The sequence below is a fragment of the Mycolicibacterium sichuanense genome (genome assembly GCF_033741125.1).
In the GTDB taxonomy this organism is placed as follows: domain Bacteria; phylum Actinomycetota; class Actinomycetes; order Mycobacteriales; family Mycobacteriaceae; genus Mycobacterium.
Window position 1 is genome coordinate 690,012 of the sequence record NZ_JAWQPU010000001.1, and the last position, 25,352, is coordinate 715,363.

General features: G+C 67.2%; 27 protein-coding genes. 18 read left to right on the top strand and 9 right to left on the bottom strand.

The genetic code is table 11. The features are described 5' to 3' along the window. The first annotated feature begins 120 nt into the window (after nucleotides 1-120). The 8 genes from SBI80_RS03320 to secA all read left to right on the top strand — a co-directional run bounded on the left by SBI80_RS03320 (nucleotide 121) and on the right by secA (nucleotide 9,650). Nucleotides 121-423, top strand: coding sequence for a WXG100 family type VII secretion target (locus tag SBI80_RS03320; protein ID WP_318972986.1), 303 nt, complete (start codon nucleotides 121-123; stop codon nucleotides 421-423). Then, on the top strand, nucleotides 420-707 hold the full coding sequence (locus tag SBI80_RS03325; RefSeq protein WP_318972987.1) for a WXG100 family type VII secretion target: 288 nt from the start codon (nucleotides 420-422) through the stop codon (nucleotides 705-707). Before SBI80_RS03320 ends, SBI80_RS03325 begins: the two co-directional genes overlap by 4 nt. Before the next feature lie 3 nt (nucleotides 708-710). Continuing rightward, entirely contained in the window at nucleotides 711-3,308 is a 2,598-nt protein-coding gene (locus SBI80_RS03330) for a WXG100-like domain-containing protein (RefSeq protein ID WP_318972988.1), read from the top strand. Nucleotides 3,309-3,310: 2 nt separating this feature from the next. Further along, complete coding sequence (locus SBI80_RS03335) at nucleotides 3,311-3,736, top strand: hypothetical protein (protein WP_318972989.1); 426 nt, start codon at nucleotides 3,311-3,313, stop codon at nucleotides 3,734-3,736. Nucleotides 3,737-4,352: 616 nt separating this feature from the next. Further along, on the top strand, nucleotides 4,353-4,973 hold the full coding sequence (locus SBI80_RS03340; protein WP_318972990.1) for an Imm61 family immunity protein: 621 nt from the start codon (nucleotides 4,353-4,355) through the stop codon (nucleotides 4,971-4,973). A 114-nt stretch (nucleotides 4,974-5,087) separates the two neighbouring features. Next, nucleotides 5,088-5,711: a ComF family protein gene (locus SBI80_RS03345; RefSeq protein WP_318973666.1), complete on the top strand. Its 624-nt coding sequence runs from the start codon at nucleotides 5,088-5,090 to the stop codon at nucleotides 5,709-5,711. A gap of 300 nt (nucleotides 5,712-6,011) precedes the next feature. Beyond that, on the top strand, nucleotides 6,012-6,680 hold the full coding sequence (hpf, locus tag SBI80_RS03350) for a ribosome hibernation-promoting factor, HPF/YfiA family (RefSeq protein ID WP_318972991.1): 669 nt from the start codon (nucleotides 6,012-6,014) through the stop codon (nucleotides 6,678-6,680). Nucleotides 6,681-6,797: 117 nt separating this feature from the next. Continuing rightward, the gene (gene secA, locus SBI80_RS03355; RefSeq protein WP_318972992.1) at nucleotides 6,798-9,650 is read left to right on the top strand and encodes a preprotein translocase subunit SecA; all 2,853 of its coding nucleotides are present in this window, start codon (nucleotides 6,798-6,800) and stop codon (nucleotides 9,648-9,650) included. A 17-nt stretch (nucleotides 9,651-9,667) separates the two neighbouring features. Here secA and SBI80_RS03360 read toward each other — a convergent pair whose 3' ends face one another. Further along, on the bottom strand, nucleotides 9,668-10,216 hold the full coding sequence (locus SBI80_RS03360; protein ID WP_413232620.1) for an Rv3235 family protein: 549 nt from the start codon (nucleotides 10,214-10,216) through the stop codon (nucleotides 9,668-9,670). 143 nt (nucleotides 10,217-10,359) lie between these two features. Here SBI80_RS03360 and SBI80_RS03365 point away from each other — a divergent pair, with 143 nt between their 5' ends. The 5 genes from SBI80_RS03365 to SBI80_RS03385 all read left to right on the top strand — a co-directional run bounded on the left by SBI80_RS03365 (nucleotide 10,360) and on the right by SBI80_RS03385 (nucleotide 15,728). Beyond that, entirely contained in the window at nucleotides 10,360-11,769 is a 1,410-nt protein-coding gene (locus tag SBI80_RS03365; protein WP_318972994.1) for a WS/DGAT/MGAT family O-acyltransferase, read from the top strand. 25 nt (nucleotides 11,770-11,794) lie between these two features. Beyond that, a complete protein-coding gene (ppk2, locus tag SBI80_RS03370; RefSeq protein WP_318972995.1) occupies nucleotides 11,795-12,643 on the top strand; it encodes a polyphosphate kinase 2 in 849 nt (282 codons plus the stop codon). Nucleotides 12,644-12,657: 14 nt separating this feature from the next. Beyond that, a complete protein-coding gene (locus SBI80_RS03375; protein ID WP_318973667.1) occupies nucleotides 12,658-13,185 on the top strand; it encodes a DUF6912 family protein in 528 nt (175 codons plus the stop codon). A gap of 90 nt (nucleotides 13,186-13,275) precedes the next feature. Next, the gene (locus SBI80_RS03380; protein WP_318972996.1) at nucleotides 13,276-14,427 is read left to right on the top strand and encodes a ferredoxin reductase; all 1,152 of its coding nucleotides are present in this window, start codon (nucleotides 13,276-13,278) and stop codon (nucleotides 14,425-14,427) included. Nucleotides 14,428-14,495: 68 nt separating this feature from the next. After that, complete coding sequence (locus SBI80_RS03385; RefSeq protein ID WP_318972997.1) at nucleotides 14,496-15,728, top strand: fatty acid desaturase family protein; 1,233 nt, start codon at nucleotides 14,496-14,498, stop codon at nucleotides 15,726-15,728. Nucleotides 15,729-15,800: 72 nt separating this feature from the next. Here SBI80_RS03385 and SBI80_RS03390 read toward each other — a convergent pair whose 3' ends face one another. The 5 genes from SBI80_RS03390 to aroA form a co-directional block, all read right to left on the bottom strand. Beyond that, nucleotides 15,801-16,649: an aldo/keto reductase gene (locus tag SBI80_RS03390; RefSeq protein ID WP_318972998.1), complete on the bottom strand. Its 849-nt coding sequence runs from the start codon at nucleotides 16,647-16,649 to the stop codon at nucleotides 15,801-15,803. Between the two features lie 64 nt (nucleotides 16,650-16,713). Next, nucleotides 16,714-17,562: an aldo/keto reductase gene (locus tag SBI80_RS03395; RefSeq protein WP_318972999.1), complete on the bottom strand. Its 849-nt coding sequence runs from the start codon at nucleotides 17,560-17,562 to the stop codon at nucleotides 16,714-16,716. A 12-nt stretch (nucleotides 17,563-17,574) separates the two neighbouring features. Continuing rightward, complete coding sequence (locus SBI80_RS03400) at nucleotides 17,575-17,697, bottom strand: hypothetical protein (RefSeq protein ID WP_318973000.1); 123 nt, start codon at nucleotides 17,695-17,697, stop codon at nucleotides 17,575-17,577. A 3-nt stretch (nucleotides 17,698-17,700) separates the two neighbouring features. After that, on the bottom strand, nucleotides 17,701-18,681 hold the full coding sequence (rsgA, locus tag SBI80_RS03405; RefSeq protein ID WP_318973001.1) for a ribosome small subunit-dependent GTPase A: 981 nt from the start codon (nucleotides 18,679-18,681) through the stop codon (nucleotides 17,701-17,703). Next, a complete protein-coding gene (gene aroA, locus SBI80_RS03410) occupies nucleotides 18,678-19,994 on the bottom strand; it encodes a 3-phosphoshikimate 1-carboxyvinyltransferase (RefSeq protein WP_318973002.1) in 1,317 nt (438 codons plus the stop codon). The genes rsgA and aroA overlap by 4 nt, the downstream gene beginning before the upstream one ends. Nucleotides 19,995-20,039: 45 nt before the next feature. On the opposite strand from aroA, the gene SBI80_RS03415 reads away from it, so the two are divergent. Further along, nucleotides 20,040-20,819: an SOS response-associated peptidase gene (locus SBI80_RS03415; protein ID WP_318973003.1), complete on the top strand. Its 780-nt coding sequence runs from the start codon at nucleotides 20,040-20,042 to the stop codon at nucleotides 20,817-20,819. On the opposite strand, the gene SBI80_RS03420 is transcribed toward SBI80_RS03415, so the two are convergent. Both SBI80_RS03420 and SBI80_RS03425 read right to left on the bottom strand, forming a co-directional pair. Continuing rightward, the gene (locus SBI80_RS03420; protein WP_318973004.1) at nucleotides 20,816-21,673 is read right to left on the bottom strand and encodes an SDR family oxidoreductase; all 858 of its coding nucleotides are present in this window, start codon (nucleotides 21,671-21,673) and stop codon (nucleotides 20,816-20,818) included. The two genes, SBI80_RS03415 and SBI80_RS03420, sit on opposite strands and share 4 nt — an antisense overlap. 9 nt (nucleotides 21,674-21,682) lie before the next feature. After that, nucleotides 21,683-22,174 carry an aminoacyl-tRNA deacylase gene (locus tag SBI80_RS03425; RefSeq protein WP_318973005.1) on the bottom strand — a complete coding sequence of 164 codons (492 nt, stop codon included), beginning with the start codon at nucleotides 22,172-22,174 and terminating at the stop codon, nucleotides 21,683-21,685. Nucleotides 22,175-22,386: 212 nt separating this feature from the next. Between SBI80_RS03425 and SBI80_RS03430 the strand changes: the two genes are divergently transcribed. Both SBI80_RS03430 and rsrA read left to right on the top strand, forming a co-directional pair. Continuing rightward, entirely contained in the window at nucleotides 22,387-23,037 is a 651-nt protein-coding gene (locus SBI80_RS03430; RefSeq protein ID WP_318973668.1) for a sigma-70 family RNA polymerase sigma factor, read from the top strand. Continuing rightward, a complete protein-coding gene (rsrA, locus tag SBI80_RS03435; RefSeq protein WP_318973006.1) occupies nucleotides 23,034-23,345 on the top strand; it encodes a mycothiol system anti-sigma-R factor in 312 nt (103 codons plus the stop codon). Before SBI80_RS03430 ends, rsrA begins: the two co-directional genes overlap by 4 nt. Here rsrA and SBI80_RS28200 read toward each other — a convergent pair. Then, a complete protein-coding gene (locus SBI80_RS28200) occupies nucleotides 23,342-23,434 on the bottom strand; it encodes a 50S ribosomal protein bL37 (protein ID WP_413232621.1) in 93 nt (30 codons plus the stop codon). The genes rsrA and SBI80_RS28200 overlap by 4 nt on opposite strands. Nucleotides 23,435-23,583: 149 nt before the next feature. Between SBI80_RS28200 and SBI80_RS03440 the strand changes: the two genes are divergently transcribed. Both SBI80_RS03440 and SBI80_RS03445 read left to right on the top strand, forming a co-directional pair. Continuing rightward, nucleotides 23,584-23,799: a biotin/lipoyl-binding carrier protein gene (locus SBI80_RS03440; protein WP_318973669.1), complete on the top strand. Its 216-nt coding sequence runs from the start codon at nucleotides 23,584-23,586 to the stop codon at nucleotides 23,797-23,799. Between the two features lie 24 nt (nucleotides 23,800-23,823). Then, nucleotides 23,824-25,326 carry a two-component system sensor histidine kinase PdtaS gene (locus SBI80_RS03445; protein ID WP_318973007.1) on the top strand — a complete coding sequence of 501 codons (1,503 nt, stop codon included), beginning with the start codon at nucleotides 23,824-23,826 and terminating at the stop codon, nucleotides 25,324-25,326. Nucleotides 25,327-25,352 lie beyond the last annotated feature (26 nt).

The window sequence follows — 25,352 nt, forward strand, 5'->3', positions numbered from 1 at the left end:
CGCTGCCGAAGCGCTGTGAAGATGCTGCCAATACAGTAGGCAAACAGTGTCTTTGGGCTCCGTCGTCACCCGTTAGGCTGAATTGGTCGGGTGTTCACGGAGTGCCACGGGGGTGGATTGGTGTCGGACCTACGGGTGACGACGGCTGCGTTGGCCACGGTCGCAGGAGAACTGGACTCCGTGGCGGCCGGGTTGCGCGGCGGATTGGGTTCGCTGGACGGGGAGGTGTCGGCCCTGCTCGGCCCCGGGTGGTCGGGCGAGGCGGCGTCGGCCTACGACGGAGTGTGGCGCGAGTGGCACGAGGGAGCCCAGCGCGTAGTCGAAGGTTTGATGGCGATGTCGGCGCTGCTGCAGGACGCCGCGGCACGCTACGAGGCAACCGACGCCTCGGGCGCGGCAAGGGTGACGGAGGCCGGCCTGTGAGCGCGTTCAAGGTCGATCCGGGTGCCCTGCTCGCCGTGGTCGATCGCATGGCGGAGTTCGACCAGCAACTGGAGGGTCATCTGGCTCGAGCCGCAGCGTCGGTCGCCCAGCTGGGCACTTCCTGGTACGGCGACGCGGGTCAGGCGGAACGCGCGGCACGACAACGCTGGGACGAGGGAGCCCGCGAGATGCGAGAGGCGTTGGCGCGCCTGCGGCAGATCGCCGAGGGAGCGCACGAGAACTATTCGGGCGCCGCGCAGACCAACGTGCGCAACTGGAGCTAGAGCGTGACGGCTCCACTCTCGGTGGATCCGGCTGCCTTGGCCGCTACCGGCGTGACGGTCGGTGGCGAAGGCGACGCCGTCGCCACGGCGATCGGTGCCCTCGATGCCGCCCTGTCCGGCGCGGGGGCGATGTTCGGCCACGATGCGGCCGGCCTGGTCTTCGGGCAGAACTACACCTCGTCGGGCAATGCGCTCCTCGAGGCCGCGGGCAAGGCGGTGAATGCCTGCCGCAGAGTGAGTTTCGGCGTACAGACCTCCGCCTCCAACTACGGCCACGCCAACGCCGCGTCGACCGTGGGTGGCGGCACGTCGCCGGTATCCGCGCCCAGCGCCCCGGCGAACTTCGGCGCCCCGAGCATGCCGCCACCGCTCGGTGCTGGGATCGTCGCGCCCCTGGGCTGGGCCTTGGTCGAGGCATTCGTCGGCGATGTCTGGCCGGACGGCAACCCCGGTGAGATGAGGACGGCCGCCGGCGCGTGGCGGTCCTTCTCCACGACGATGAGCAGCCTCGCGGGGCAGGTGACGGCGGCGGGCCCGGGGCTCGGCGCCCAGCAGATTCCCGAAGCGGGACAGATGGTTTCAGCGCTGAACCAGATCGGCGACGGTCTGTCCAACATCGCAACGACGGCCCAGGCGGTGGCCACCGCGGTCGACGGGTTCGCCACCACCGTCGAGGCCACCCAGAACGCGGTGCGTGGGCTGCTGCATCAGCTCAGCCCCTCCGGGATCTTGGAGACCATCGGCGGCATCTTCACCGGGCACGACCCGATGGACGAGGTCCGCAAGGTCGCCCACGAGATCAAGACCGTGCTCGACAACATGAAGCGCGAAGCCGACGCGACGGGCACGCTGTTCGATCAGGGCATCAACGCGCTGGACTCGGCGAGCACCTCGTTGGAGTCCTGGGCCAACAAGGAGTTCACCCACGTTCTCGGCAAGGACGTCGGCGGCGCGCTGGCCTTCGGGTTCACCGCGCTGGTCGACGAGTCGGAGGGCGCGTTCAAGTTCGTGGCCGAGACCGCGCAGGGCATCGGCCAGCTGGACCCCACCCGATTCCTCTACGACCCCTCCGGGGCGGCGAAGACGTGGGAGGGTCTGGGCGAGGCGGCGGCGGTGGTCACCAATCCCGCCCTGCTGGCGCAGCAGATCGTCACCGACCCGCAGGGCAGCCTCGACACGGTCAAGGGCATGGTCGACTGGAAGGACGTCGAAGCCGGACATCCGTTCCGCGCCCTGGGTTACGACGCCGCCCAGGTGGGTTCCCTGCTCATTCCCGGGGCGGGCGAGGCCGACGCGGCGGCCGACGGCGCAGGCATCGCCGGGCGCGCCGCCTCGGTCGAGGAGCGGGCGGCCGCAGGTGCGGTGCGCGAGGGCGTCGCCGGGGCAGGGGCGGAGAACGTCGCCACCCAGGCTGGTCGGGTCGCCAAGGATCTGGACGGCATCAAGGTGCCCGAGAGTAGCCGCCCGGGCGCAGCTCCCGGGACGTCGACGCCCGGGGAGCGACCGCCGGTCGACGCGCCGACGTCACCGGCCGAAGCGCCCGGCGGCCGGGCCCCGCTCGACACCGCGCCGCCGGGGGACACGCCCCGGCCGGAGTCCGGACCGGCGCCGGTGGGCCAAGCCCCAGAGACGCAGGTACCTCGCGACTTGGCGCCTGCGCCGCAAGCCGAGGCGCCGGCCCCGCACGCGGCACCGGATTCGCCACCGCCCGCGTCAGCGCACGGGTCGGAACCGACGCCGATGGCCAGCGATGAACCTCCTTCGCCGACTTCCGGAGGCGGCGGGTTCGAGACGCCACCTCCGGCGGGCGAATCATCGATGCAGACCGGCTTGGGGTCGAGCGACCACGGTGGTGGCGCGACGTCGCCTGCGGGGGCGGACGACAAGGTGCCGGTCAGCGTGGGCGCTCACAGCAGCGACGGCGTTGGCGGGTCGGGGCACGCGTCGAGTGGTGCCGCGCACGGGTCCGGCGACGGAGGCAACCACGGCTCTGACGGGGTAGGGCACGACTCGGGCGCGTCGGGGCATGGGTCGGACAGCGGTGCCGGCGATGGCAGTCATCATCCATTGGGAGGCGATCACAGCCCGGACGGCGCGGCACACGACCCCAGCGGAACTTTCGACCACGACCGGCCGGTAGAGACTGCGAACGAACTCAACCATGCGTTCGCACACGGCCTCCCAACCGAAGACCTGGCGCGGCAAGTGGCCGAAGGAGCAACGCACCGCGTCGGTGACGCGGATCGGGTGGTCCTTGGCAAGTGGGACGGGCAGGATGGCGGATACATCGGCGAGGCGCGCCACAATGGCGGCATCTACTTCGACACGGGTGATCCGGTGTGGCAGGCAGTCGAGCACGGTCTTGCCCCCGATCAAGCCAAGATGCTTGGCTGGCAGGTCAACGAGCAGTTCCTAAGGATGCAGCTTGAAGATGGCGTGCCACGTATCGAATATGTTCTCGACAGCAGGTACCCAACGCTGGAAGACGTTGTGTTGGAACGGGAAGGATCATTCTCGGCAATGGAGATCGAATATCTCACTGAGCATGCAGCCGAATACGGCTACCGTCGTGAGGGAAATTCCTGGGTGAAGGATGACTGATTGTGTCTGACGACTTCCCCGAAATGGTCGAGGCCACCGTCGGGCCGGTTCTCGCAGAACTTGGCTTCGTCCTCGACGCCGTCGATGACGCAGTCGACGAGGGAGGGCGGCTCGGATCCGTTGTTTACTACCGCTCTGCAGACTGCAAGCTTCAGATTTACTGGTCCAGCCGCGCGGGCGAGATCAATTGCATGATTGCCCCCCTGAAGGCTCAGAACCAACCTGGTCTCTACGACCGGTCCGGGATGTGGCACTACCTCAAGGAATTTGCGGAGAAGCCAAGGCTTCCGCTCGAGGAGCTCGTGAAGGTACTTCGAGCCGACAAGGCCAATTTCGAGACGCGTGAGAAGTGGCTGAGATGGCTCGGTGGACAGATAGAGAAGAATTTCTCGACAGCCCGGGCCAGCATCTTGAAGACCTACGAGTAGCGAGCCCATTGGATGAGAGGGAGGCCATCGTGACATTCTTGAAGCGATATCCAGGCCAGAACCGCTAAGAATTCGAAGCCTGGTATGGGTCCTCTGCGAACGCCGTAGAGGGCGAAAGTCAAGAAGTTGTTGGACGAAGCCATGCGCATCGAACTCGACTGGTCAAAGCTCGACCTCAACGGAAGCGGGGCATTTCGTCGAGTCGGTGATGCACGAGCGTGATCCCCAACTATCCGTCAGCGAATGCCACGCCTTAGCTTTCCGAGAGAACTCGACGAACTTGCCGAGGGATATCGTCTGGACGAAGTAGACTCCGACGGATACAGGCGGTTGGTAAATGCCAGCGGATTGTTGGTCAAAGTGGGGGAAGGGTTAGCGGCATCTCCACTCTCGTCAGACTTTCTCATCTGCTCAGCAATTCGCTTGAGGATATGAAGATCTCATTCGAGGATCCAGGAGGACATCCCTTGTTTGCGTTGAGGTGATCGGATTTCGTTGGACAACCTGCTAGGTCGTACTACGTTATCGAAACCTCTAGCGGCGTAATGTAATTGGTCGACGGAACACTCGATTGTGGAGTGAGTCGATGCGATGGAGGTGAAGGGCAGACGTAGACATGACCGATGCAATCGTCGCTTCGCACCTCCGCCGGATCGTTGAGGCTTGGTATCAATGGCAACGGGTGAACCTTCGAAAGCGGGGGCGGGCCCCGGGTGACAGCAGTGCTGCGCGCGAGCCTTGGCAGTCAAGAGCAGAGGCCTTCTGGGGGGCGCCCCCGCCAAGGACGGCCGACGACTCCACTCTGGTTCTGTCGGACGACTCGGGCGGAGCCTATTTTCTCGTGAAAGAAGACGGGGTCTTCTTCATCGACGAGGCGGAGCGGAGGCCCGAGGGACGATATTGGATGTTCCGGTCCTTCGAGGATGCGGAAAAATGTCTGCTCTTCCTGATTAGCCAGTCCGCGCGGCCGGGACGGTACACCGACTCACCTCGGTTTCGGTGGAATGCCGAAGGGCTTGCTTCAAGGGTCACGATCAGTAAGCCGGATGCCGAACACTTTCCGGGAAGAGTCAGCATGCGCCTCGATCACGAACCGATCGATCGAGGTTGGATGGGTGAAGCGGACGCAATCCCCTTTTCCCATGTCATCACGATGAGTTACGAAGCCCTCGACGATGCAGTCCGTGAGGGCATTCCGCAGGAATGGTTCGAGCCCGACGACGGCCAAGTCTTCTAGCCACACTCCCCTGTGGTCGACCGGGGGAGTGGTGAAGATATCGCCCGGGAGGTACGAACTGCGCCAACTCGGCCAGCCGGCCCTGTCGGACCCACCCGCCACACTGCACGCATGCTGCTCGACCTCGTCCTGCCGTTGGAGTGCGGTGGCTGCGCCGTCCCCGGCACCCGCTGGTGTGCGGCCTGCGCCCAGGCGCTGACGGTGCACCCCGACGAGCCGATGATCGTCACGCCGCGCATTGATCCGGGGGTGCCGGTCTTCTCGCTCGGCCGGTACGCCGGACCGCGGCGGGCGGCCATCCTCGCGATGAAGGAGCACGGACGCTCCGATCTCGTCGCCCCGCTGGCCGGTGCCGTGGGGGCGGCCGTCGCGCGTTTGGCGGCATGGGGCATCGTCGAGCGTCCGCTGACGCTGGTACCCGCACCCACGCGCCGGTCGGCCGCGCGCCGTCGGGGTGGTGATCCCGTCACCGCCATCGCGCGGACCGCGGCGACGCCGGGCATCGTCGTGGTCCCCGCGCTGCGGATGCGCGCCTTCACCCGCGACTCCGTCGGGTTGACGCCCGACCAGCGCCAGCGCAACGTCACCGGACGGGTCAGGCGTCGTCGCGACGTCCTCGGTGAGGCGTTGCTGATCGACGACGTGGTGACCACGGGTGCCACGTGCGCCGAGTCGGTCCGCGTCCTGCAAACTGCCGGCGCTCGCGTCAGTGCGATCCTCACCGTCGCGCACGCCTGAACGCGGCTTCGTCGCGGTGCCAATTACTGCGAGATCAAACCGAAATGAACATCCAGAAAATGGTGGGCCGAATTAGTGGCACGGGCAGGTGAACACGGACTACCGTCGGGACCTATCACCCGTGAACCACTCACGGCGGCGTCGAGACCCGGCGCCACATCGCCCTAAAAGCGGTAGGAGGTGAGTACTCGACACCTTGCGCCGCGGGCCGCCGACATCATGGACCCTTCGGCGCGTTTCTGTTACCAGCTGGGCATGCCTACGGGCGTGCGATGCCGACGAGGAAACGAGTTGCCAAGTATGTCAATACATTCCGTGGATACCAACCGTTCGACGATGGTGGATGAGCCCGACGAGCAGCCAGACGGTCCCCGCGCCGAGGTCGTCGTCAAGGGCCGCAACGTCGAGATTCCCGATCACTTCCGTACCTACGTCTCAGAAAAGCTGGCGCGCCTGGAGCGCTTCGACCGCACCATCTACTTGTTCGACGTCGAACTCGACCACGAACGCAACCGACGACAACGCAAGAATTGTCAGCACGTGGAGATCACCGCCCGGGGTCGCGGACCCGTTGCGCGCGGTGAGGCCTGTGCGGACAGTTTCTACGCGGCCCTCGAATCGGCCGTCTGCAAACTCGAAAGCCGCCTCCGGCGGGCTAAGGATCGGCGCAAGATCCACTACGGCGACAAGACGCCGGTCTCACTGGCCGAGGCCACCGCGGTCGCACCACTACTCGACCGCGCCCCGTCGGCCGTCGAGGATGACGGGCCGGCCCTCGACGATCACGAACCAGGCCGCGTCGTGCGCACCAAGGAGCACACCGCCGAGCCGATGAAGGTCGACGACGCGCTCTACGAGATGGAACTGGTGGGTCACGACTTCTTCCTGTTCCACGATGCGGAGAGCGACAAGCCGACGGTCGTCTACCGACGTCACGCCTATGACTACGGCCTGATCCGGCTCGCCTAGCGGTGCTGGTCCGGACTGGCCGGCGCGGCGCTTTCGGCTGGCCAGTCCGGCCTGTCACCTACGATGGACCTCGTTTGAAGTATTACGAGTTCCATCGAGCCCACAGGGGAAATTAGCGTGCTGTCGAAGTTGCTCCGTCTCGGTGAAGGCCGCATGGTCAAGCGCCTCAAGAAGGTCGCCGACCATGTCAACTCCCTGTCCGAGGACGTGGAGAAGCTCTCCGACGCGGATCTGCGCGCCAAGACCGAGGAATTCAAGAAGCGCGTCGCCGACGGTGAGACCCTCGACGACCTCCTTCCCGAGGCCTTCGCGGTGGCTCGCGAGGCGGCCTGGCGGGTCCTCAACCAGCGTCCGTTCGATGTCCAGATCATGGGTGGTGCCGCGCTGCACTACGGCAACGTCGCCGAGATGAAGACCGGTGAGGGCAAGACCCTGACCTGCGTCTTGCCCGCCTACCTCAACGCGTTGTCGGGCAACGGCGTGCACGTCGTCACGGTGAACGACTACCTGGCCAAGCGCGACAGCGAGTGGATGGGACGCGTACACCGGTTCCTCGGTCTCGAGGTCGGCGTGATCCTCGGCCAGATGACCCCCGACGAGCGGCGCGTGTCCTACGCCGCCGACATCACCTACGGCACCAACAACGAATTCGGCTTCGACTACCTGCGCGACAACATGGCGCACACCGTCGAGGACATGGTGCAGCGTGGCCACAACTTCGCCATCGTCGACGAGGTCGACTCGATCCTGATCGACGAGGCCCGCACGCCGCTGATCATCTCCGGACCCGCCGACGGCGCGTCGAACTGGTACGTCGAGTTCGCCCGGTTGGCGCCGCTGATGGAGAAGGACGTCCACTACGAGGTCGACATCCGCAAGCGCACCGTCGGCGTGCACGAGATCGGCGTCGAGTTCGTCGAGGATCAGCTGGGCATCGACAACCTGTACGAGGCCGCCAACTCGCCGCTGGTCAGCTACCTGAACAACTCGCTGAAGGCCAAGGAGCTGTTTCAGCGCGACAAGGACTACATCGTCCGCGACGGCGAGGTCGTCATCGTCGACGAGTTCACCGGCCGTGTGCTCGTCGGCCGCCGCTACAACGAGGGCATGCACCAGGCCATCGAGGCCAAGGAGCACGTCGAGATCAAGGCCGAGAACCAGACGCTGGCCACGATCACGCTGCAGAACTACTTCCGCCTCTACGACAAGCTCGCCGGCATGACCGGCACCGCCCAGACCGAGGCTGCCGAGCTGCACGAGATCTACGGCCTGGGCGTCGTGCCGATCCCGACCAACCGGGACATGATCCGCACCGACCAGACCGACCTGATCTACAAGACCGAGGAAGCCAAGTACATCGCCGTCGTCGACGACGTCGCCGAGCGCTACGAGAAGGGGCAGCCGGTCCTCATCGGCACCACCAGCGTCGAGCGCTCGGAGTACCTGTCCAAGCAGTTCACCAAACGCCGCATCCCGCACAACGTGCTCAATGCGAAGTACCACGAGCAAGAGGCCAACATCATCGCCGAGGCGGGGCGGCGCAACGCCATCACCGTGGCGACCAACATGGCCGGCCGTGGTACAGACATCGTGCTGGGCGGCAACGTCGACTTCCTCGCCGACAAGCGGCTGCGCGCCCGCGGCCTCGATCCGGTCGAGACCCCCGAGGACTACGAGGCCGCCTGGGACGAGGTGCTGGCGCAGGTCAAGGCCGAGGCCGAAGCGGAGGCCAAGGAGGTTCGCGAAGTCGGTGGCCTGTACGTGCTCGGCACCGAGCGGCACGAATCGCGCCGTATCGACAATCAGCTGCGTGGCCGGTCCGGCCGCCAGGGCGACCCCGGTGAGTCGCGGTTCTACCTCTCACTCGGCGACGAGCTGATGCGGCGCTTCAACGGCGCCACCCTGGAGTCGCTGCTGACCCGGCTGAACCTGCCCGACGACGTGCCCATCGAGGCCAACATGGTCACCCGCGCCATCAAGAGCGCCCAGACCCAGGTCGAACAGCAGAACTTCGAGGTCCGCAAGAACGTCCTCAAGTACGACGAGGTGATGAACCAGCAGCGCAAGGTCATCTACGCCGAGCGCCGCCTGATCCTGGAGGGGGAGAGCGTCCAGGAGCAGGCCAAGCAGATGGTCGAGGACGTCATCACGGCCTACGTGGATGGCGCGACGGCCGAGGGCTACTCCGAGGACTGGGACCTCGGCGCGCTGTGGGATGCGCTCAAGCTGCTCTACCCGGTCGGCATCGACCACCACGACCTCGTCGACTCCGATGCGGTTGGCGAGCCCGGTGAGCTGACCCGCGACGAGCTGCGCGACGCGCTCATCGAGGATGCCCGGCGGGCGTACGCGGTGCGCGAGGCCGAACTGACGGCGATCGGCGGCGAGAACGCCATGCGTCAGCTCGAACGCAGCGTGCTGTTGACCACCATCGACCGCAAGTGGCGCGAACACCTCTACGAGATGGACTACCTCAAGGAGGGCATCGGGCTGCGCGCCATGGCGCAGCGCGACCCCCTGGTCGAGTACCAGCGCGAGGGCTACGACATGTTCATGGGCATGCTCGACGGCCTCAAGGAGGAGTCGGTCGGTCTGCTGTTCAACGCGCAGGTGCAGGCCGCGCAGCCCCCGGCCGCGCAGGTGGGTGCCACCGCGGCCCCGCCGAATCTGGCGCAGTTCGCCGCCGACGCGGCCAACGCCGCGAAGGCGCGCCAGGGCGAGGCGGCAGCGGCCGACGGCGCCGTCGCCACCGAGGAGCGGCCGCGCCAGGCTCCCGCCGCACTACGGGTCAAGGGCATCGACGAGGAGCAATCGCGTCCGATGACGTACTCCGGGCCCGCCGAGGACGGCTCGGCCGAGGTGCAGCGCGATGGTGGCGGCAGGCATGCCGCACCGTCGGGCTCGCGGCGCGAGCGCCGGGAGGCCGCACGTCGACAGAGCCGGGGCGGTCCCAAGGCACGCCGCGGGTAGAGCCGGGGGGCGGCTAGTCAGCCGACCTGCAGGGCCGTGATCACCCAGCGCCCGTTGGCCAGTTCGACCCGGCCGGCGATGGCGCGGATGCGTTGACCCCGAGAGTAGGTCGCGAATACCTCGGCGACCGTGACCTCGTCGTCTCGCATCTCCGCCGACCGCAACCGCACCCGGCGCAGGACGGCAGGGCCCTCGGACGACGCCTTGCGCGTGGTTGCCGCGACGGCGTCGAACAGCGAGGACGCCACCAGCGGCCGCAACTGCGCGACCGGCCGGCGCCGGTCGGTCACCTCGAGGACCCGACGCAAGGCGGTGTCGGCGAACACGGCCGCTGCGCGTGGCGGCCTCGGTTCGCGAGGCGGTAGGTCGGAGCCCGGCGCACGTACCGGCCGCAGCGGCCTGGGGGTGTGGCGGTGCAGCGCCGCCGGTGACGGTGGCGGACAGGCCACCGCAGCGGGCAAACCGACAGGGGGCGGTTCGTAGTCCACGACCGGTGAGGTGAACGAGGTGCGGCGGGTCGGGATGCGTGATGCGGTCACGGCGGATCTCCAGCGGTCGGACGACATTGACGGCATCTGCTGGAGAGTCGCAGACACATCGATGATCCCACGGCGCGGGGACACCTTCGCGCACCCGTAGTGCCGTACTCCAGTTTCGCCAGTTACCGTGACGGGGATCGCAACCGGAGAGAGGGGAGGGTGCGCCCGTCATGGTGACGAGATTGTCGGCCAGCGACGCCTCCTTCTACCACCTCGAGAACACCTCGACCCCCATGTACGTCGGTTCGCTGTCCATCCTGCGCAAGCCACGCAACGGGCTGAGCTACGAGACCCTGCTCGAGACGGTCGAGCGGCGGTTGCCGCAGATTCCGCGCTACCGGCAGAAGGTCCGCGAGGTGGTCCTCGGGCTCGCGCGGCCGGTGTGGATCGACGACCGCGAGTTCGACATCACCTATCACATCCGCCGATCGGCGCTCCCGTCTCCCGGCAGCGACGCCCAGCTGCACGATCTGGTGGCGCGGCTGGGTTCTCGGCCCCTGGACAAGTCTCGCCCGCTGTGGGAGATGTACCTCGTCGAAGGCTTGGCGAAGAATCGCATCGCGATCTACACCAAGTCCCACCAGGCGCTGGTCAACGGCATGACCGCCCTGGAGATCGGCCACGTCATCGCCGACCGTACCCAGAAGTCACCGGAATTCGGCGAGGACATCTGGATCCCGGCCCGCGAGCCGAGCGACACCCGGTTGCTGCTCGGCGCCATCGGCGAGTTCGTCGCCCGCCCCGGGGCGGAGCTGGCCGCAATCCGGTCCGCCGTCGCCGAAACCTTCGCCAGCACTGGACAATTGGTCGAGGCAGGGCGTCGCTTCGCTGACGTCGCCAAGACGCTGGCCCGTGGCACCGCGCCCAGTAGCCCGCTCAACACCACGGTGTCGCGCAACCGCCGGTTCACCGTCGCGGGGCACCAGTTGGAGGACTACCGCAGGTTGCGCGCGCGCTACGACTGCGACGTCAACGACGTCATCCTTGCGGTCATCACCGGGGCGCTGCGCAATTGGCTGCTGTCGCGCGGTGAACCGGTGACGGCTACCTCGACGGTTCGCGCGATGGTGCCCATGTCGGTGTACCCGGACGCGGAGCTGGACACGACGGGCCCCGGCCAAGCCATCAGCGAGGTGTGGCCCTTCCTGGTGGATCTGCCGACCGGTGAGGGCAACGCGGTGGTGCGGCTCTCGCAGATCGCGCACGCGACCGAGTCGCACTCGACGGCAGCCAGCCTCGTCGACGCGCGGACCATCGTCACGCTCTCCGGATTCGCCCCACCGACGTTGCACGCCATGGGTACTCGGGTCGCCACCAGCTTCTCGGCCCGCCAGTTCAACCTGCTCATCACCAACGTGCCCGGCGCGCAGAAGCAGATGTTCGTCGCGGGCACGAAGCTGCTCGAGACGTACTCCGTGCCGCCGCTGTTGAACAAGCAGGTACTCGCGATCGGCGTGACTTCCTACAACGGCATGCTGTACTTCGGCGTCAACGCCGACCGCGACGCGATGAGCGACGTGGACATGGTGCCATCGCTGCTGCGCGAATCGCTCGATGAGTTGCTGGACGCGGCCCAGTAGTGCCGCTTGTCGCTAAGATTCGGCGATGAGCAAGAGCAAGTCCGCCAAGGCGTCGAAGAAGTCCAAGCCGGCCAAGATCTCCAACGCGGTCTACGAAGCCGAATTATTCCGTCTTCAAACGGAATTCGTCAAGCTTCAAGAATGGACGCGACACACCGGGGCCCGGATCGCGGTGGTCTTCGAGGGTCGCGACGCCGCGGGCAAGGGCGGCACCATCAAGCGCATCACCGAATATCTGAGTCCACGCGTCGCGCGAATCGCCGCGTTGCCCGCGCCGACCGACCGTGAGCGCGGCCAGTGGTACTACCAGCGCTACATCGCGCACCTGCCCGCCAAGGGCGAGATCGTCCTGTTCGACCGGTCCTGGTACAACCGGGCCGGTGTCGAACAGGTCATGGGTTTCTGCACGGCACAAGAACATACGTTGTTCCTGCGGCAGACCCCGGTGTTCGAGCAGATGCTGCTCGAGGACGGCATCCTGCTGCGCAAGTATTGGTTCTCGGTGTCCGACGACGAACAGTTGCGCCGGTTCAAGTCGCGCATGAATGATCCGGTGCGGCAGTGGAAGCTGAGTCCGATGGATCTGGAGTCGGTCTACCGGTGGGAGGACTACTCGCGGGCCAAGGACCAGATGATGGTGCACACCGACGTGCCGCAGAGCCCCTGGTACGTCGTGGAGTCCGACATCAAGAAGCATGCGCGGCTGAACATGATGAGCCACCTGCTCTCCACCATCGACTATCACGAGGTGGAGCTGCCGAAGGTGGAGTTGCCGGACCGGCCCATCTTGAGCAACACCTACGAGCGCCCGCCGCGCTCACTGTCTACCTACGTCGACGACCACGTGGCGACGTTGATGGGCGACCGCGAATAGCCCGCTACCCTCGCCTGGTGCGTGTCTACATTCCAGCGACCCTCGCCATGCTGCAGCGTCTCGTCGCCGATCGGTCGATGCACGCCCTCAGCGGGACGGCGTTCGCCGTCACCCCGACGCTGCGGGAGGCCTACGCGGAGGGCGACGAGGACGAACTTGCCGAGGTCGCCTTGCGGGAGGCCGCGCTGGCATCGCTGCGCCTGCTCGCCGCGGAGGGCGGTGCGGGGGCGGAGGACGAGGGCGCCGGCGGCGGGCTGCCACTGCGGCGCGCGGTGTTGATCGCCGACGTGGAGGGCGCCACGTTGCGGCCCGATCTCGACGACGCCGTGGTGCGTCTGGCGGGGCCCGTCGGCATCGACGACGTGATCGCGGCCTACGTGGACACCGCGTCGGCGGAACCGCTGATCGCCGAGGCGGTCGAGGTGGTCGACCTCGCCGACCTGGGTGACGAGGACGCCGAACTCACCGTCGGAGACGCTCAAGATCACGACCTTGCGTGGTACGCCGCGCAAGAGCTGCCGTTTCTCTTGGAACTGCTCTGAGGCCTAGATACGGCGCCGTAAGTTTCGGTACCGTAAGTTGGTGTCGCTGGGTCGAAATGCGACACGTGGGCAAGGCGAGCAGGAGCCGTGGTGGCCAAGAACGAAGTCAAGATCGCGGCCAAGGTGGCTGACACCGTCCGCCCAACGCCGGCGGGCGGCGGTCATCCGGGTTGGCGCGCGCTGCGGACGGTGGCCGGACGCATCACGACGCCGCTGCTGCCCGACGACTACCTCAAACTGGCCAACCCGCTGTGGTCGGCGCGTGAGCTGCGCGGCCGTGTGGTGGAGGTCCGGCGCGAGACGGTGGACTCGGCCACGTTGGTGATCAAGCCGGGGTGGGGATTTCACTTCGACTACGAACCCGGGCAGTACGTCGGCATCGGGGTGCTCGTCGACGGACGGTGGCGGTGGCGGTCGTACTCGCTGACGTCGGCGCCCGCGGGTCGGTCCCGCCGCGACAAGACGATCGCCATCACCGTCAAGGCCATGCCGGAGGGCTTCCTGTCCAGCCACCTGGTCGGCGGCGTCACGCCGGGCACGATCGTGCGGCTGGCTGCCCCGCAGGGGAACTTCGTCTTGCCCGATCCCGCGCCCGCCTCGGTGCTGTTCCTGACGGCGGGTTCCGGGATCACGCCCGTCATGTCGATGCTGCGCACCCTGGCCCGACGCAATGGCATCGGCGGGCCTGGCCACGTCGTCCACGTGCACTCGGCGCCCACCGAATCCGACGTCATGTTCGCCCAGGAATTGGCACGGCTGCACGAAGCGCACGAGGGCTATCGGCTGACCGTCCGCGCGACGCGGACCCAGGGCCGGCTCGATCTGTCGAAGCTGGCCGAGATCGTGCCGGACTGGCGGGATCGCCAGACCTGGGCCTGTGGTCCCGAGGGCATGCTCGACGACGCGCAGCGGTCGTGGTCCGAGGCCGGCATCCCCGAGCGGCTGCATCTCGAGCGGTTCGCCGCGTCTCGGGCCGCCGCGCATGGCACTGGCGGCACCGTCACCTTCGAACGCAGCGGCAAGACCGTGGTGGCCGACGCCGCGACGTCGCTGATGGACGCCGGCGAGCAAGTCGGCATCCAGATGCCCTTCGGATGCCGGATGGGCATCTGCCAGTCCTGCGTCGTGGGGCTGGTCGACGGGCACGTCAGGGATCTGCGAACGGGGGCCGAACACGAACCCGGCACCCGGGTGCAGACCTGCATTTCCGCAGCTTCCGGCGATTGCGTCCTGGACGTCTGAGGTTTACTGGCTAGTAACCTACGCTGTCGTAGGTTACCGTATCGTAGGTAACGAAAGGAGGCTGACCGATGGCAATCACAGACGTACCGGCATTCGCCCATCTGACCGAGACGGACATCGAGAATCTGGCGCACGAGCTGGATGCGATCCGCACGGACATCGAGGACTCCCGCGGAGAGCGTGACTCCAAGTACATCCGCCGCACCATCGCCGCTCAGCGCGCGCTCGAGGTGGCAGGCCGGCTCATGCTGGCCGCAGGCTCGCGACGTTCGGCGTGGTGGGCTGGCACGGCAACCCTGGGTGTGGCCAAGATCATCGAGAACATGGAGATCGGCCACAACGTCATGCACGGCCAGTGGGACTGGATGAACGATCCCGAGATCCACTCCACGACGTGGGAGTGGGACATGAGCGGGTCGTCCAAGCACTGGCGGTTCACTCACAACTTCATGCATCACAAGTACACGAACATCCTGGGGATGGACGACGACGTCGGCTACGGCGTCATCCGCGTCACCCGCGACGCCAAGTGGAAGCCGTTCAACCTCTACGGCAACCTGCTCTTCAACACGCTGCTCGCCATCGGCTTCGAATGGGGCGTCGGGCTGCAGCACCTGGAGCTCGGCAAGATCTTCAAGGGGCGCGACGATCGCAAGGCCACGATGGAGCGCGTGCGCGAATTCGGTGTGAAGGCCGGTCACCAGGTGATCAAGGACTACGTCGCCTACCCGGCGCTGACGTCGTTGTCGCCGGGCGCCTCGTTCAAGTCCACCGTGAAGGCCAATGCGGTCGCCAACGTGATCCGCAACGTCTGGGCCAATGCGGTGATCTTCTGTGGGCACTTCCCCGACGGCGCCGAGAAGTTCACCAAGACCGACATGGTGGGTGAGAGCAAGGGGCAGTGGTATCTGCGCCAGATGCTCGGCAGTGCCAACTTCGAGGCGGGTCCCGCGCTTCGCTTCATGAGCGGCAACCTCTGCCACCAGATCGAGCATCACCTGTACCCGGACCTGCCGAGCAATCGTCTGCACGAGATCGGCGTTCGGGTGCGCGAGGTGTGCGAGAAGTACGACCTGCCATACACGACGGGCAACTTCGCGGTCCAGTACGGCAAGACCTGGCGGACCATCGCCAAGCTGTCGTTGCCGGACAAGTACCTGAAGGACACCCGCGACGATGCGCCCGAGACGCGCAGCGAGCGGATGTTCGACGAGTTGGAGCCCAGCGAGCGCAGCGGGCTCAGGTCGGCCATCGCTGCAGTCCGGGCCCGGCGTCGGCAGAAGGGCCGCGTCGCGGTCTGACCTCTCGACACGAGACTGCGGGGAGGGCGCCAGGTGCGCCCTCCCCGCAGTCGTCGGCGGAGGTGACTGGTACTAGTCGGGGATGTAGTCGAAGGTGTCCGGGTTGGGGCCCGTGCGACCGTCCTCGCCCTTGTCCAGCGCCGTCAGTGCATCGACGTCGTGTTGGCTCAACTCGAAGTCGAACAGCGCGAAGTTCTCTTCGATTCGCTTGGGGGTCACCGACTTCGGGAACACGATGTCGCCGCGCTGGATGTGCCATCGCAGCACCACCTGCGCGGGGGTCTTGCCCGTCGCCTCCGCGATGCCCGTCACCACGGGGTCGTCGAGCACCTTGCCCTGGGCGATCGGCGACCATGCCTCGACGGCGATTCCGTGCTCACCGCAGTACGCCCGAACCTCTTCGTTGACGAAGTAGGGGTGCACTTCGATCTGGTTGACCGCGGGTACGGTGTCGGTCTCGTTGGCGAGGCGTTCGAGATGGTGCGTCTGGAAGTTCGAGACGCCGATGCTGCGGGCCCGGCCGTCGCGCCGGAATTCCTCGAGCGTCTTCCACGTCGACGGGAAGTCGCCACGGTAGAGGGTGGGTAGCGGCCAGTGGATCAGGAACAGGTCGACGTAGTCGAAGCCGAGCTTGCTCAGCGTCTCGTCGAAAGCCCTTCGCGCGGCGTCGGGCTCGTGGAAACCATTGTTGAGCTTGCTGGTGACGAACACGTCTGCGCGGTCGATCCCGGAATCTCGGATGCCCTGACCGACACCCGCCTCGTTCTGATACATCTCGGCGGTGTCGATATGCCGGTAGCCGATGTCCAGAGCGGTCTTGACCGCACCCGCCGTCTCGTCGGGATCGATCTGATAGACCCCGAAGCCGAGCTGCGGAATGTGTGCGCCAGTGCTGAGTTCGATCGTTGGAACGTTCGTCATGAAGGTGCCTCCTTTGGCAATCTGCCCGGCTGGAGCGTGCCCGTTCCGGCATGGATGCAAACAGTTAGCGCGTGATGACGTCGAAGGTGTCGGGGTTGGATCCGACACGGCCGGAGGCACCCTGGTCGAGAGCATCGATCAAGGCCACGTCATCGGCGCTGAGCACGAAGTCGAACACCGCGAAGTTCTCGGCGATGCGTTGCGGGGACACCGACTTCGGAAACACGATGTCGCCTCGCTGCAGATGCCAGCGCAGCACCACCTGGGCGGGGGACCTGCCGATCACCTCGGCCATCCGCTGGATCACCGGGTCGCCCAGCACCTTGCCCCTGGCCAGCGGCGACCAGGCCTGAAACGCAATGCCGTTGTGCGTGCAGTAGTCCCGGACGGTGGCGTTGGTGAAGAACGGGTGTGCCTCGACCTGGTTGACGGCGGGCACGGTAGCGGTCTCGGCGGCAAGTCGCCGAAGATGCGGGACGTGGAAGTTCGACACTCCGATGCTGCGTGCGCGACCGTCGGCGGCGAACTCCTCGAGGGTCTGCCAGGTCGAGACGAAGTCACCGCCGTAGCGGGTCGGCAGGGGCCAATGGATGAGATATAGATCGACGTAGTTCGACCCAATGGCGGTGAGCGTGTCGTCGAATGCCCTTCGCGCAGCGTCGGGTTCGTGGAATCCGTTGTCGAGCTTGCTGGTGATGAAGACGTCGCGCCGGTCGATGCCGGCATCCCGCAAGCCCCGCCCCACGCCCTCCTCGTTGTGGTACATCGCGGCCGTGTCGAGGTGGCGGTACCCGACTTCGAGTGCGGTCCGGACGGCGACCGCGGTCTCGTCGGGTGCGACCTTGTACACCCCGAATCCGAGCTGGGGTATGCGTGCGCCGTCGTTCAGCGTGATCTCGGGTACCGGAGTCATGGCCGTCTCAGACTAGCGACCCGCGCGCTTGCGTGCGAGGACGAAGGCCTGGAAGGTGGTCTCGACGCCACCATCGGCGAGTGCTCGACGAAGCTCCGAGAATGCCTGCGGCAGATGCAAATCCAGGACGTCCACGCGCTAGTCCGCCGCCATCGCAGCCAGCAGACGGCGCGTGGCAGCCACTCGATCGGCGGCGTGGCCCGTCAGCTGGTCGAGTGCGCAGTCGGGATCCGACGGCGGGCCGAGGTGGCCGCACCCCCGCGGACAGTCCTCGATGGCCTCGGCGAGATCCGAGAATGCCTGCATGACGTCGTTGGGGGTGACGTGGGCCAGCCCGAACGAGCGGATGCCTGGAGTGTCGATCACCCATCCGGATCCCTTCAACGGCAGGGCCACCGACTGGGTGGACGTGTGCCTGCCCTTGCCCACGCCGGACACCACGCCGACGGCGCGACGTGCTTCGGGGACGAGGCGATTCACCATCGTGGACTTGCCGACCCCGGAGTGGCCGACGAGCACCGTGGTCTTGTCGACCAGCAATTCCTCGACCGCGGCGAGGTCGTCGTTGCGGCCCGCGGTGACCACGGTGAGGTCCAGTCCGGCGAACTGGGCGGCAAATGGTTCGGGCGGGGCCAGGTCGGTCTTGGTCAGGCACAGGATGGGTTCGAGCCCGCCCACGTACGCTGCGATCAGGGACCGTTCGACGAATCCCGTGCGCGGCGGAGGGTCGGCCAAGGCGACGACGATCAGCAGTTGGTCGGCGTTGGCGACCAGGACGCGTTCGGTCGGATCGGTGTCATCGGCCGTGCGGCGCAACACGGTTCGTCGTTCACCACGCCGAACGATCCTGGCAAGGGTGTCCGGTTGCCCGGACAGGTCGCCGACGACGTCGACTTCGTCACCGACGACGATCGGGGTGCGGCCCAGTTCCCTCGCCCGCATCGCGGTGACGACGCGGTGTGGATCGCCGCCGAGTGCGCATCCCCACCGGCCGCGATCGACGGTGACGACCATCGCGGCACGCGCATCCCGGTGCTCGGGACGGGTCTTGGTGCGCGGTCGCGAACCCCGACCAGGGCGGACCCGGACGTCGGACTCGTCGTAGTCGTACTGGCTCAACGGATTTCGGGCACCTGCCCGGCCAGCATGTCCATCCACATCTGCGGAAAGTCGGGCAGCGTCTTGGCGGTGGTGCCGATGTCCTCGACCTCGACGCCGGCCGTGCGCAACCCGATGATCGCGCCGGCCGTGGCCATCCGGTGATCGGCGTAGGACCGCCACACGCCGCCGCGTAGGGGAGCGGCCGTGATGGTCAGCCCGTCGGCGGTCTCCTCGCAGTGGCCACCGAGGCCGGTGATCTCGGCGCTCAGCGCCGCCAAGCGGTCGGTTTCGTGGCCGCGCAGGTGCGCGATGCCGGTGAGGTGTGAGACCGATCCCGGGTCGGCCAGGGCGGCGATCGCGGCGATCGATGGTGCCAGCTCGCCAACCTCGTGCAGGTCGGCGTCGAAGCCCCCGAAGCCGATCGCACCGGTCACGTCGAGGTGTGCGTCGCCCTGCTGCACCGTCGCACCCGCCTTGGCGAGCAGGTCGAGGATGGTGTGCGCCGGTTGCACGCTGTCGCGCGGCCAGCCCGTGATGCGCACCGTGCCGGCGGTCACCAGGGCGGCCGCCAAGAACGGCACCGAGTTCGACAAGTCGGGTTCGATCGCCCAGTGCCGCGCGGCGATCGGTCCTGGTCGCACCGTCCAGCGGTTGGGGGTGCCGTCGTCGACTGGCACGCCGGCATCGCGCAGCATCGACACGGTCATCGCCACGTGGGGAGCGGACGGCACCGACTCGCCGGTGTGCACCACGGTGAGCCCGTCGTCGAAGGTGGCACCCGACAGCAGCAGCCCGGAGACGAACTGAGACGACGCCGACGCATCGACGCGCACCGTGCCGCCGGCCACCGAACCCTTGCCGTGCACCCGGAACGGCATCGCGTCCCCGTCGAGCTGCACGCCGAGGCTGCGAAGCGCGTCCAGCAGGGGCGCGATCGGACGAGCCCGGGCCTGCTCGTCACCGTCGAAGGTGACGACCTCGGTGCCCAGCGCGGCCACGGGCGGAACGAACCGCAGAACGGTGCCCGCCAGGCCGCAGTCGACGTGCGCATCCGTACCGGGGGAGATCGCGCCGCCGACCGACAAGTCGGTGCCCGCGCCCTCGATCGAGACCCCGAGAGTCTGCAGCGCACCGATCATCAGGTCGGTGTCGCGACTGCGCAGCGCGCCGCTGATCGTGGACGTGCCCTGCCGCGTGGCCAATGCGGCCAGGACCAGCGCACGGTTGGTCTGCGACTTGGATCCGGGCACGTCGACGGCGGCGTGGATGGGCGTGGTGGTGGACGGGGCCGGCCACCTGCCTGCGTGCTCGTCGCGCGTGCGTGCGGTCATGGCGTCCATCCTGCCTTGTCGGCATGTTCTGCAACCATGGGACACATGTGTGGGCGATTCGCGGTGACGACCGATCCGGCCCTGCTCGCCGAGAAGATCAAGGCGCTCGACGAGAGCGCGGCGGCGACCGGTAACGGTGGTCCGCCGCAACCCAACTACAACGTCGCGCCGACCACTGACATCACCTCGGTGGTCAAGCGCCACGACGAGCCCGACGACGAGTCGACCCGACGCGTGCGGACCATGCGGTGGGGGCTTGTCCCATCGTGGGCCAAGACGGCGCCCGACGGCGGCCCGGACACCAAGGGGCCGCTGCTGATCAACGCCCGCGCAGAGACCGTCACCACCTCGGCGGCGTTCCGCACCTCCGCCAAGGGCAAGCGTTGCCTGGTGCCGATGGACGGCTGGTACGAGTGGCGGCCGAACGGTGAGGGCACCGGCGGCAAGAAGGCCGCCAAGACGCCGTTCTACATGTATGGCGCCGACGGCGAACTGCTGTTCATGGCGGGCCTCTGGTCCACCTGGCGGCCCAAGGACGCGGCGCGGGACGCGCCACCACTGCTCAGCTGCACCATCATCACGACGGAGTCGGCCGGTCCCTTGGCCGAGATCCACGACCGGATGCCGCTGACCATCAGCGAACGGGACTGGGACCACTGGCTGGACCCCGACGCGCCGATCGACGAGGGCCTGCTGCGTGGGCACGGCGACCTCGATCGCATCGCGATCCGCGAGGTGTCCCGGCTGGTCAACAGTGTCCGCAACAACGGACCCGAACTCATCGAGCCGGCCGAACCGCAGCCCGAGCAGGCGACGCTGCTCTAGGGGCCGGTGTACCCGGGCGGGTTCGGGGTCTCCACCCACAGGTCGAGGCCGAGTTCCGAGCCGGGCACGCAGTCGTAAACCGACAGGTCGGTGACCCCGGAGTCCACCAGGACGTCCTCGCACAGCACGGCGTTGCCGGTGTACTCGGTGGCCGGCTTGGTGAAGATCACGTAGGCGGCGTCGGCGTAGACCTCGGGCTTGCGGGCGCGCCCCATCGCCTCCTCGCCACCCAGCAGGTTCTGCACCGCGGCGGTGGCGACCAGGGTCCGCGGCCACAGCGTGTTCGAGGCGATGCCGTCGGCCCGCAGCTCCTCGGCCATGCCCAGCCCGCACAGCGTCATGCCGTACTTGGCCATCATGTAGGCGGTCGGCTTGAGCCACTTCGACTCCAGCAGGATCGGCGGCGACAGCGTCAGGATGTGGGGGTTGGGACGTCCCTTCATGTGCGGAATGCAGGCCTGCGACACCGCGTAGGTGCCGCGGACGTTGATGCCGTTCATGAGGTCGAAGCGCTTGAGCGGCACCTCGGTGATGGACCCGAGGTTGATCGCCGAGGCGTTGTTCACGCAGATGTCGATGCCGCCGAACTGTTCGACCGCCTGCGCGACCGCGGACTGCACCGAGTCGCCGTCGCGCACGTCGCCGAGGATCGGCAACGCCTGGCCGCCGGCATCCTCGATCTCCTTGGCTGCGGTGTAGATCGTGCCCTCGAGCTTGGGATGCGGTTCGGCGGTCTTGGCGATCAGGGCGACGTTGGCGCCGTCCGCGGCGACCCGCTTGGCGATGGCCAGCCCAATACCGCGGCTGGCACCAGAGATGAAGAGGGTCCGTCCGGACAACGAAGATGTGGCCATGAGCTCACCCTAGGGGGCCAGGATGTCGGCGGTCACGGCCCCGGTCAGACCGACCAGATCGGCGGGGGCCAGCGCCACCTGCAGGCCACGCTTGCCGGCGCTGCAGAGCACCCGGTCCCAGGCTAGGACGGAGTCGTCGACGACGGTCGACAGCGGCTTGCGCTGGCCGAGCGGCGAGATGCCGCCGACGACGTATCCCGTCGACCGCTCGGCCGCGGCGGGGTCGGCCATCTCGGCTCGCGCGGCCCCCAATGCCGCGGCGGCGGCCTTGAGCGACAACTTGTAGGGCACCGGAAGCACCGCGACGGCCAGGCCCGTTGGCACAGCGATCACCAGGGTCTTGAAGACCTGTTCGGGGGAGACACCCGCGCTCTCGGCGAGCTGCGCGACGGCCTCGTCACCGAAGGATTCGGCGCGGGGATCGTGGTGGTAGCGCAGCACCTCGTGCGGGACGCCCGCGGTCAGCAGCGCGGCGATTGCCGGGGTTGCTGCGCGCGCCATCGGCTCACCATAGCGGCGGCGGTCCGGGGAACAACCCCGCGTACGCGCGCTGTTGTTGGGGTGGTACGGCCGCCGAAGGGCGACCATGTCGGGATCACGCATTAGGATCATCGGAAGGAGACACCTCGGTGCCAACGCTCTGCCTGGAACGTCCGGCCGATTTGCCGGCCGCGTTCGACGGTGCCGCGAGAGAAGGGACGGTGTCGATCCAGATGACCGATCTCGACGGGGCAGCACCCGCGACGGCCGACGAGCCCGTGATCGAAACCGACGCCGAGTTGACGGCGCGGTTCGAGCGCGACGCGATCCCGCTGCTCGATCAGCTGTACGGCGGTGCGCTTCGCATGACCCGCAATCCAGCCGACGCCGAGGACCTGCTGCAGGAAACGATGGTCAAGGCGTACGCCGGTTTCCGTTCGTTCCGCGCGGGGACCAACCTCAAGGCGTGGCTGTACCGGATCCTGACGAACACCTACATCAACAGCTACCGCAAGAAGCAACGCCAGCCCGCGGAGTACCCCACCGACGAGATCACCGACTGGCAGCTCGCGGCCAACGCGCAGCACTCGTCGACGGGTCTGCGCTCCGCGGAGGTCGAGGCGATGGAGGCCTTGCCCGACACCGAGATCAAGGCAGCGTTGCAGGCGCTGCCCGAGGAGTTCCGGATGGCGGTGTACTACGCCGACGTCGAGGGATTCCCCTACAAGGAGATCGCCGAGATCATGGGCACTCCCATCGGGACGGTGATGTCCCGACTGCACCGCGGACGCAAACAGCTCCGTGATCTGTTGGCCGATGTTGCGCGTGACCGCGGCTTCCTGCGAGGTCAGCCACTCGACGAGCCCGAGGAGGTATCCCCGTGAGCGACGAGTTCTCGCGCCCAGAGGGGCACACGTTCCGTCCGCCGGTAGGGCCGGTGGATCCCGACCATCCAGAGTGCGCTTCGGTCATCGCCGAGGTGTGGACTCTGCTCGACGGCGAGTGCACCACCGAGACGCGTGACAAACTGCGTCATCACCTCGAGGAATGCCCGACCTGCCTTCGGCAGTACGGCGTCGAGGAACGCGTGAAGCGCCTCATCGCCACCAAGTGCAGTGGCGATAAGGCGCCGGATTCACTGCGGGCGCGGCTGCGCGTCGAGATCAGCCGCACCACCATCATCCGCGGCTAGCGGACGGACTTCGAACCGCAGTTGGGCCGCTTGCCGTGGTTGGCCTGGGTGTGCTTACGGTCACGCTTCTTGCGGCCACGCTTAGCCATGATGGTCCTCCAATGAGTCAATTGCTTGCTCGTAAGTGTCTCACGCTCGCGCCCCTGCATTCCAATCCCGCCCGTGTGGTTCGATGGACCACGCAAGCACCGCGCTGTGCAGTCGTGACAGGCGGCTCTAGGAGACGAGTGGGGTGAAGATGGTCGAGGATGTTCGCGCCGAGATCGTGGCCAGTGTTCTCGAGGTCGTGGTGAGCGAAGGCGACCACATCGACGAGGGGGACACCCTCGTGCTCCTGGAGTCCATGAAGATGGAGATTCCGGTGCTCGCCGAGGTCGCAGGCACGGTGACCACCGTGAACGTAGCCGTGGGCGACGTCATTCAAGCGGGCGATCTCATCGCCGTCATCGGCTAGGACCCGGCGCTCGGGGCACCCGCCATGTCAACCCTCGGTGATCTGCTCGCCGAGCACACCATGTTGCCCGGCAGCGCCGTCGATCACCTGCACGCCGTAGTGGGCGAGTGGCAGCTGCTGGCTGATCTGTCGTTCGCCGACTACCTGATGTGGGTCCGCCAGGACGATGGCTTGCTGGTGTGCGTAGCGCAGGTCCGGCCGAACACCGCACCGACGGTGCTGCTGGCCGACGCGGTCGGCACGGTCAACACGGCGAGCGACATGCCCGTCGTCGTCGAGGCCTTCCAGTCCGGTCACATCGGCCGGGAAAGCGATGCGGGTCAAGCCGATTCGCCGCCCGAAGGCCGGTGGCTCAACGTCGAGGCCGTCCCGGTCCGGCACGGCCAACAGGTGGTGGCCGTGCTGACGCACCAGACCGCGCTGGTCGACCGGCGAAAGGCCAGCCCGTTGGAGCGTGCCTACCTCGACTGCGCAGCGGATCTGCTGCGGATGCTGTCCGAGGGCACCTTTCCCAACGTTGGCGACCTGGCCATGTCCCGGTCGAGCCCCCGCGTCGGCGACGGTTTCATCCGGCTCGACGTCGGTGGGGAGGTCAGCTTCGCCAGTCCGAACGCGATCTCGGCTTACCACCGGATGGGCTTCACCGCCGAACTGGAGGGACACAACCTCGTCACCGTCACCCGGCCGCTGATGTCCGATCCCTTCGAGGCGCAGGAACTGGCCAACCACGTGCGCGACTCCCTCTCGGGCGGCTCGAGCATGCGGATGGAGGTCGACGCCGGGGGAGCTGCGGTGCTGCTGCGCACGCTGCCGCTGGTGTTCGACGGGGAGGCGGCGGGGGCGGCGGTGCTGATCCGCGACGTCACCGAGGTCAAGCGGCGCGACAGGGCGCTGCTGTCCAAGGACGCGACCATCCGGGAGATTCACCACCGGGTCAAGAACAACCTGCAGACCGTTGCCGCGCTGCTGCGCCTACAGGCCCGCCGCACCAACAACGCCGAGGGGCGCGACGCGCTGATCGAATCGGTGCGCCGGGTGTCGTCGATCGCCCTGGTGCACGACGCGCTGTCGATGTCGGTGGACGAGGAGGTCAACCTCGACGAGGTGGTGGACCGCATCGTGCCGATCATGAACGACGTCGCGTCGGTGGGCCGGCCCGTGCGAATCAACCGGGTCGGTGATCTGGGCGTGCTGGACGCCGATCGGGCCACGGCGCTGGTCATGGTCATCACCGAGCTGGTGCAGAACGCGATCGAGCACGCCTACGACTCGACCTCCGACAACGGGAGCGTCACCATCCGGGCCGAACGCTCCTCGCGGTGGCTCGACGTCGTGGTGCACGACGACGGCCGCGGCCTCCCCGAGGGGTTCAGTCTGGAGAAGTCCGACAGCCTCGGCCTGCAGATCGTCCGCACGCTGGTGTCCGCCGAACTCGACGGTTCGCTCGGTATGCACGCCGTACCCACCGGCGGCACCGACGTCGTCTTGCGGGTGCCGATCGGCCGTCGCGGCCGGATGGCGCAATGACTCATCGGTTACGTGATCGAAACGAA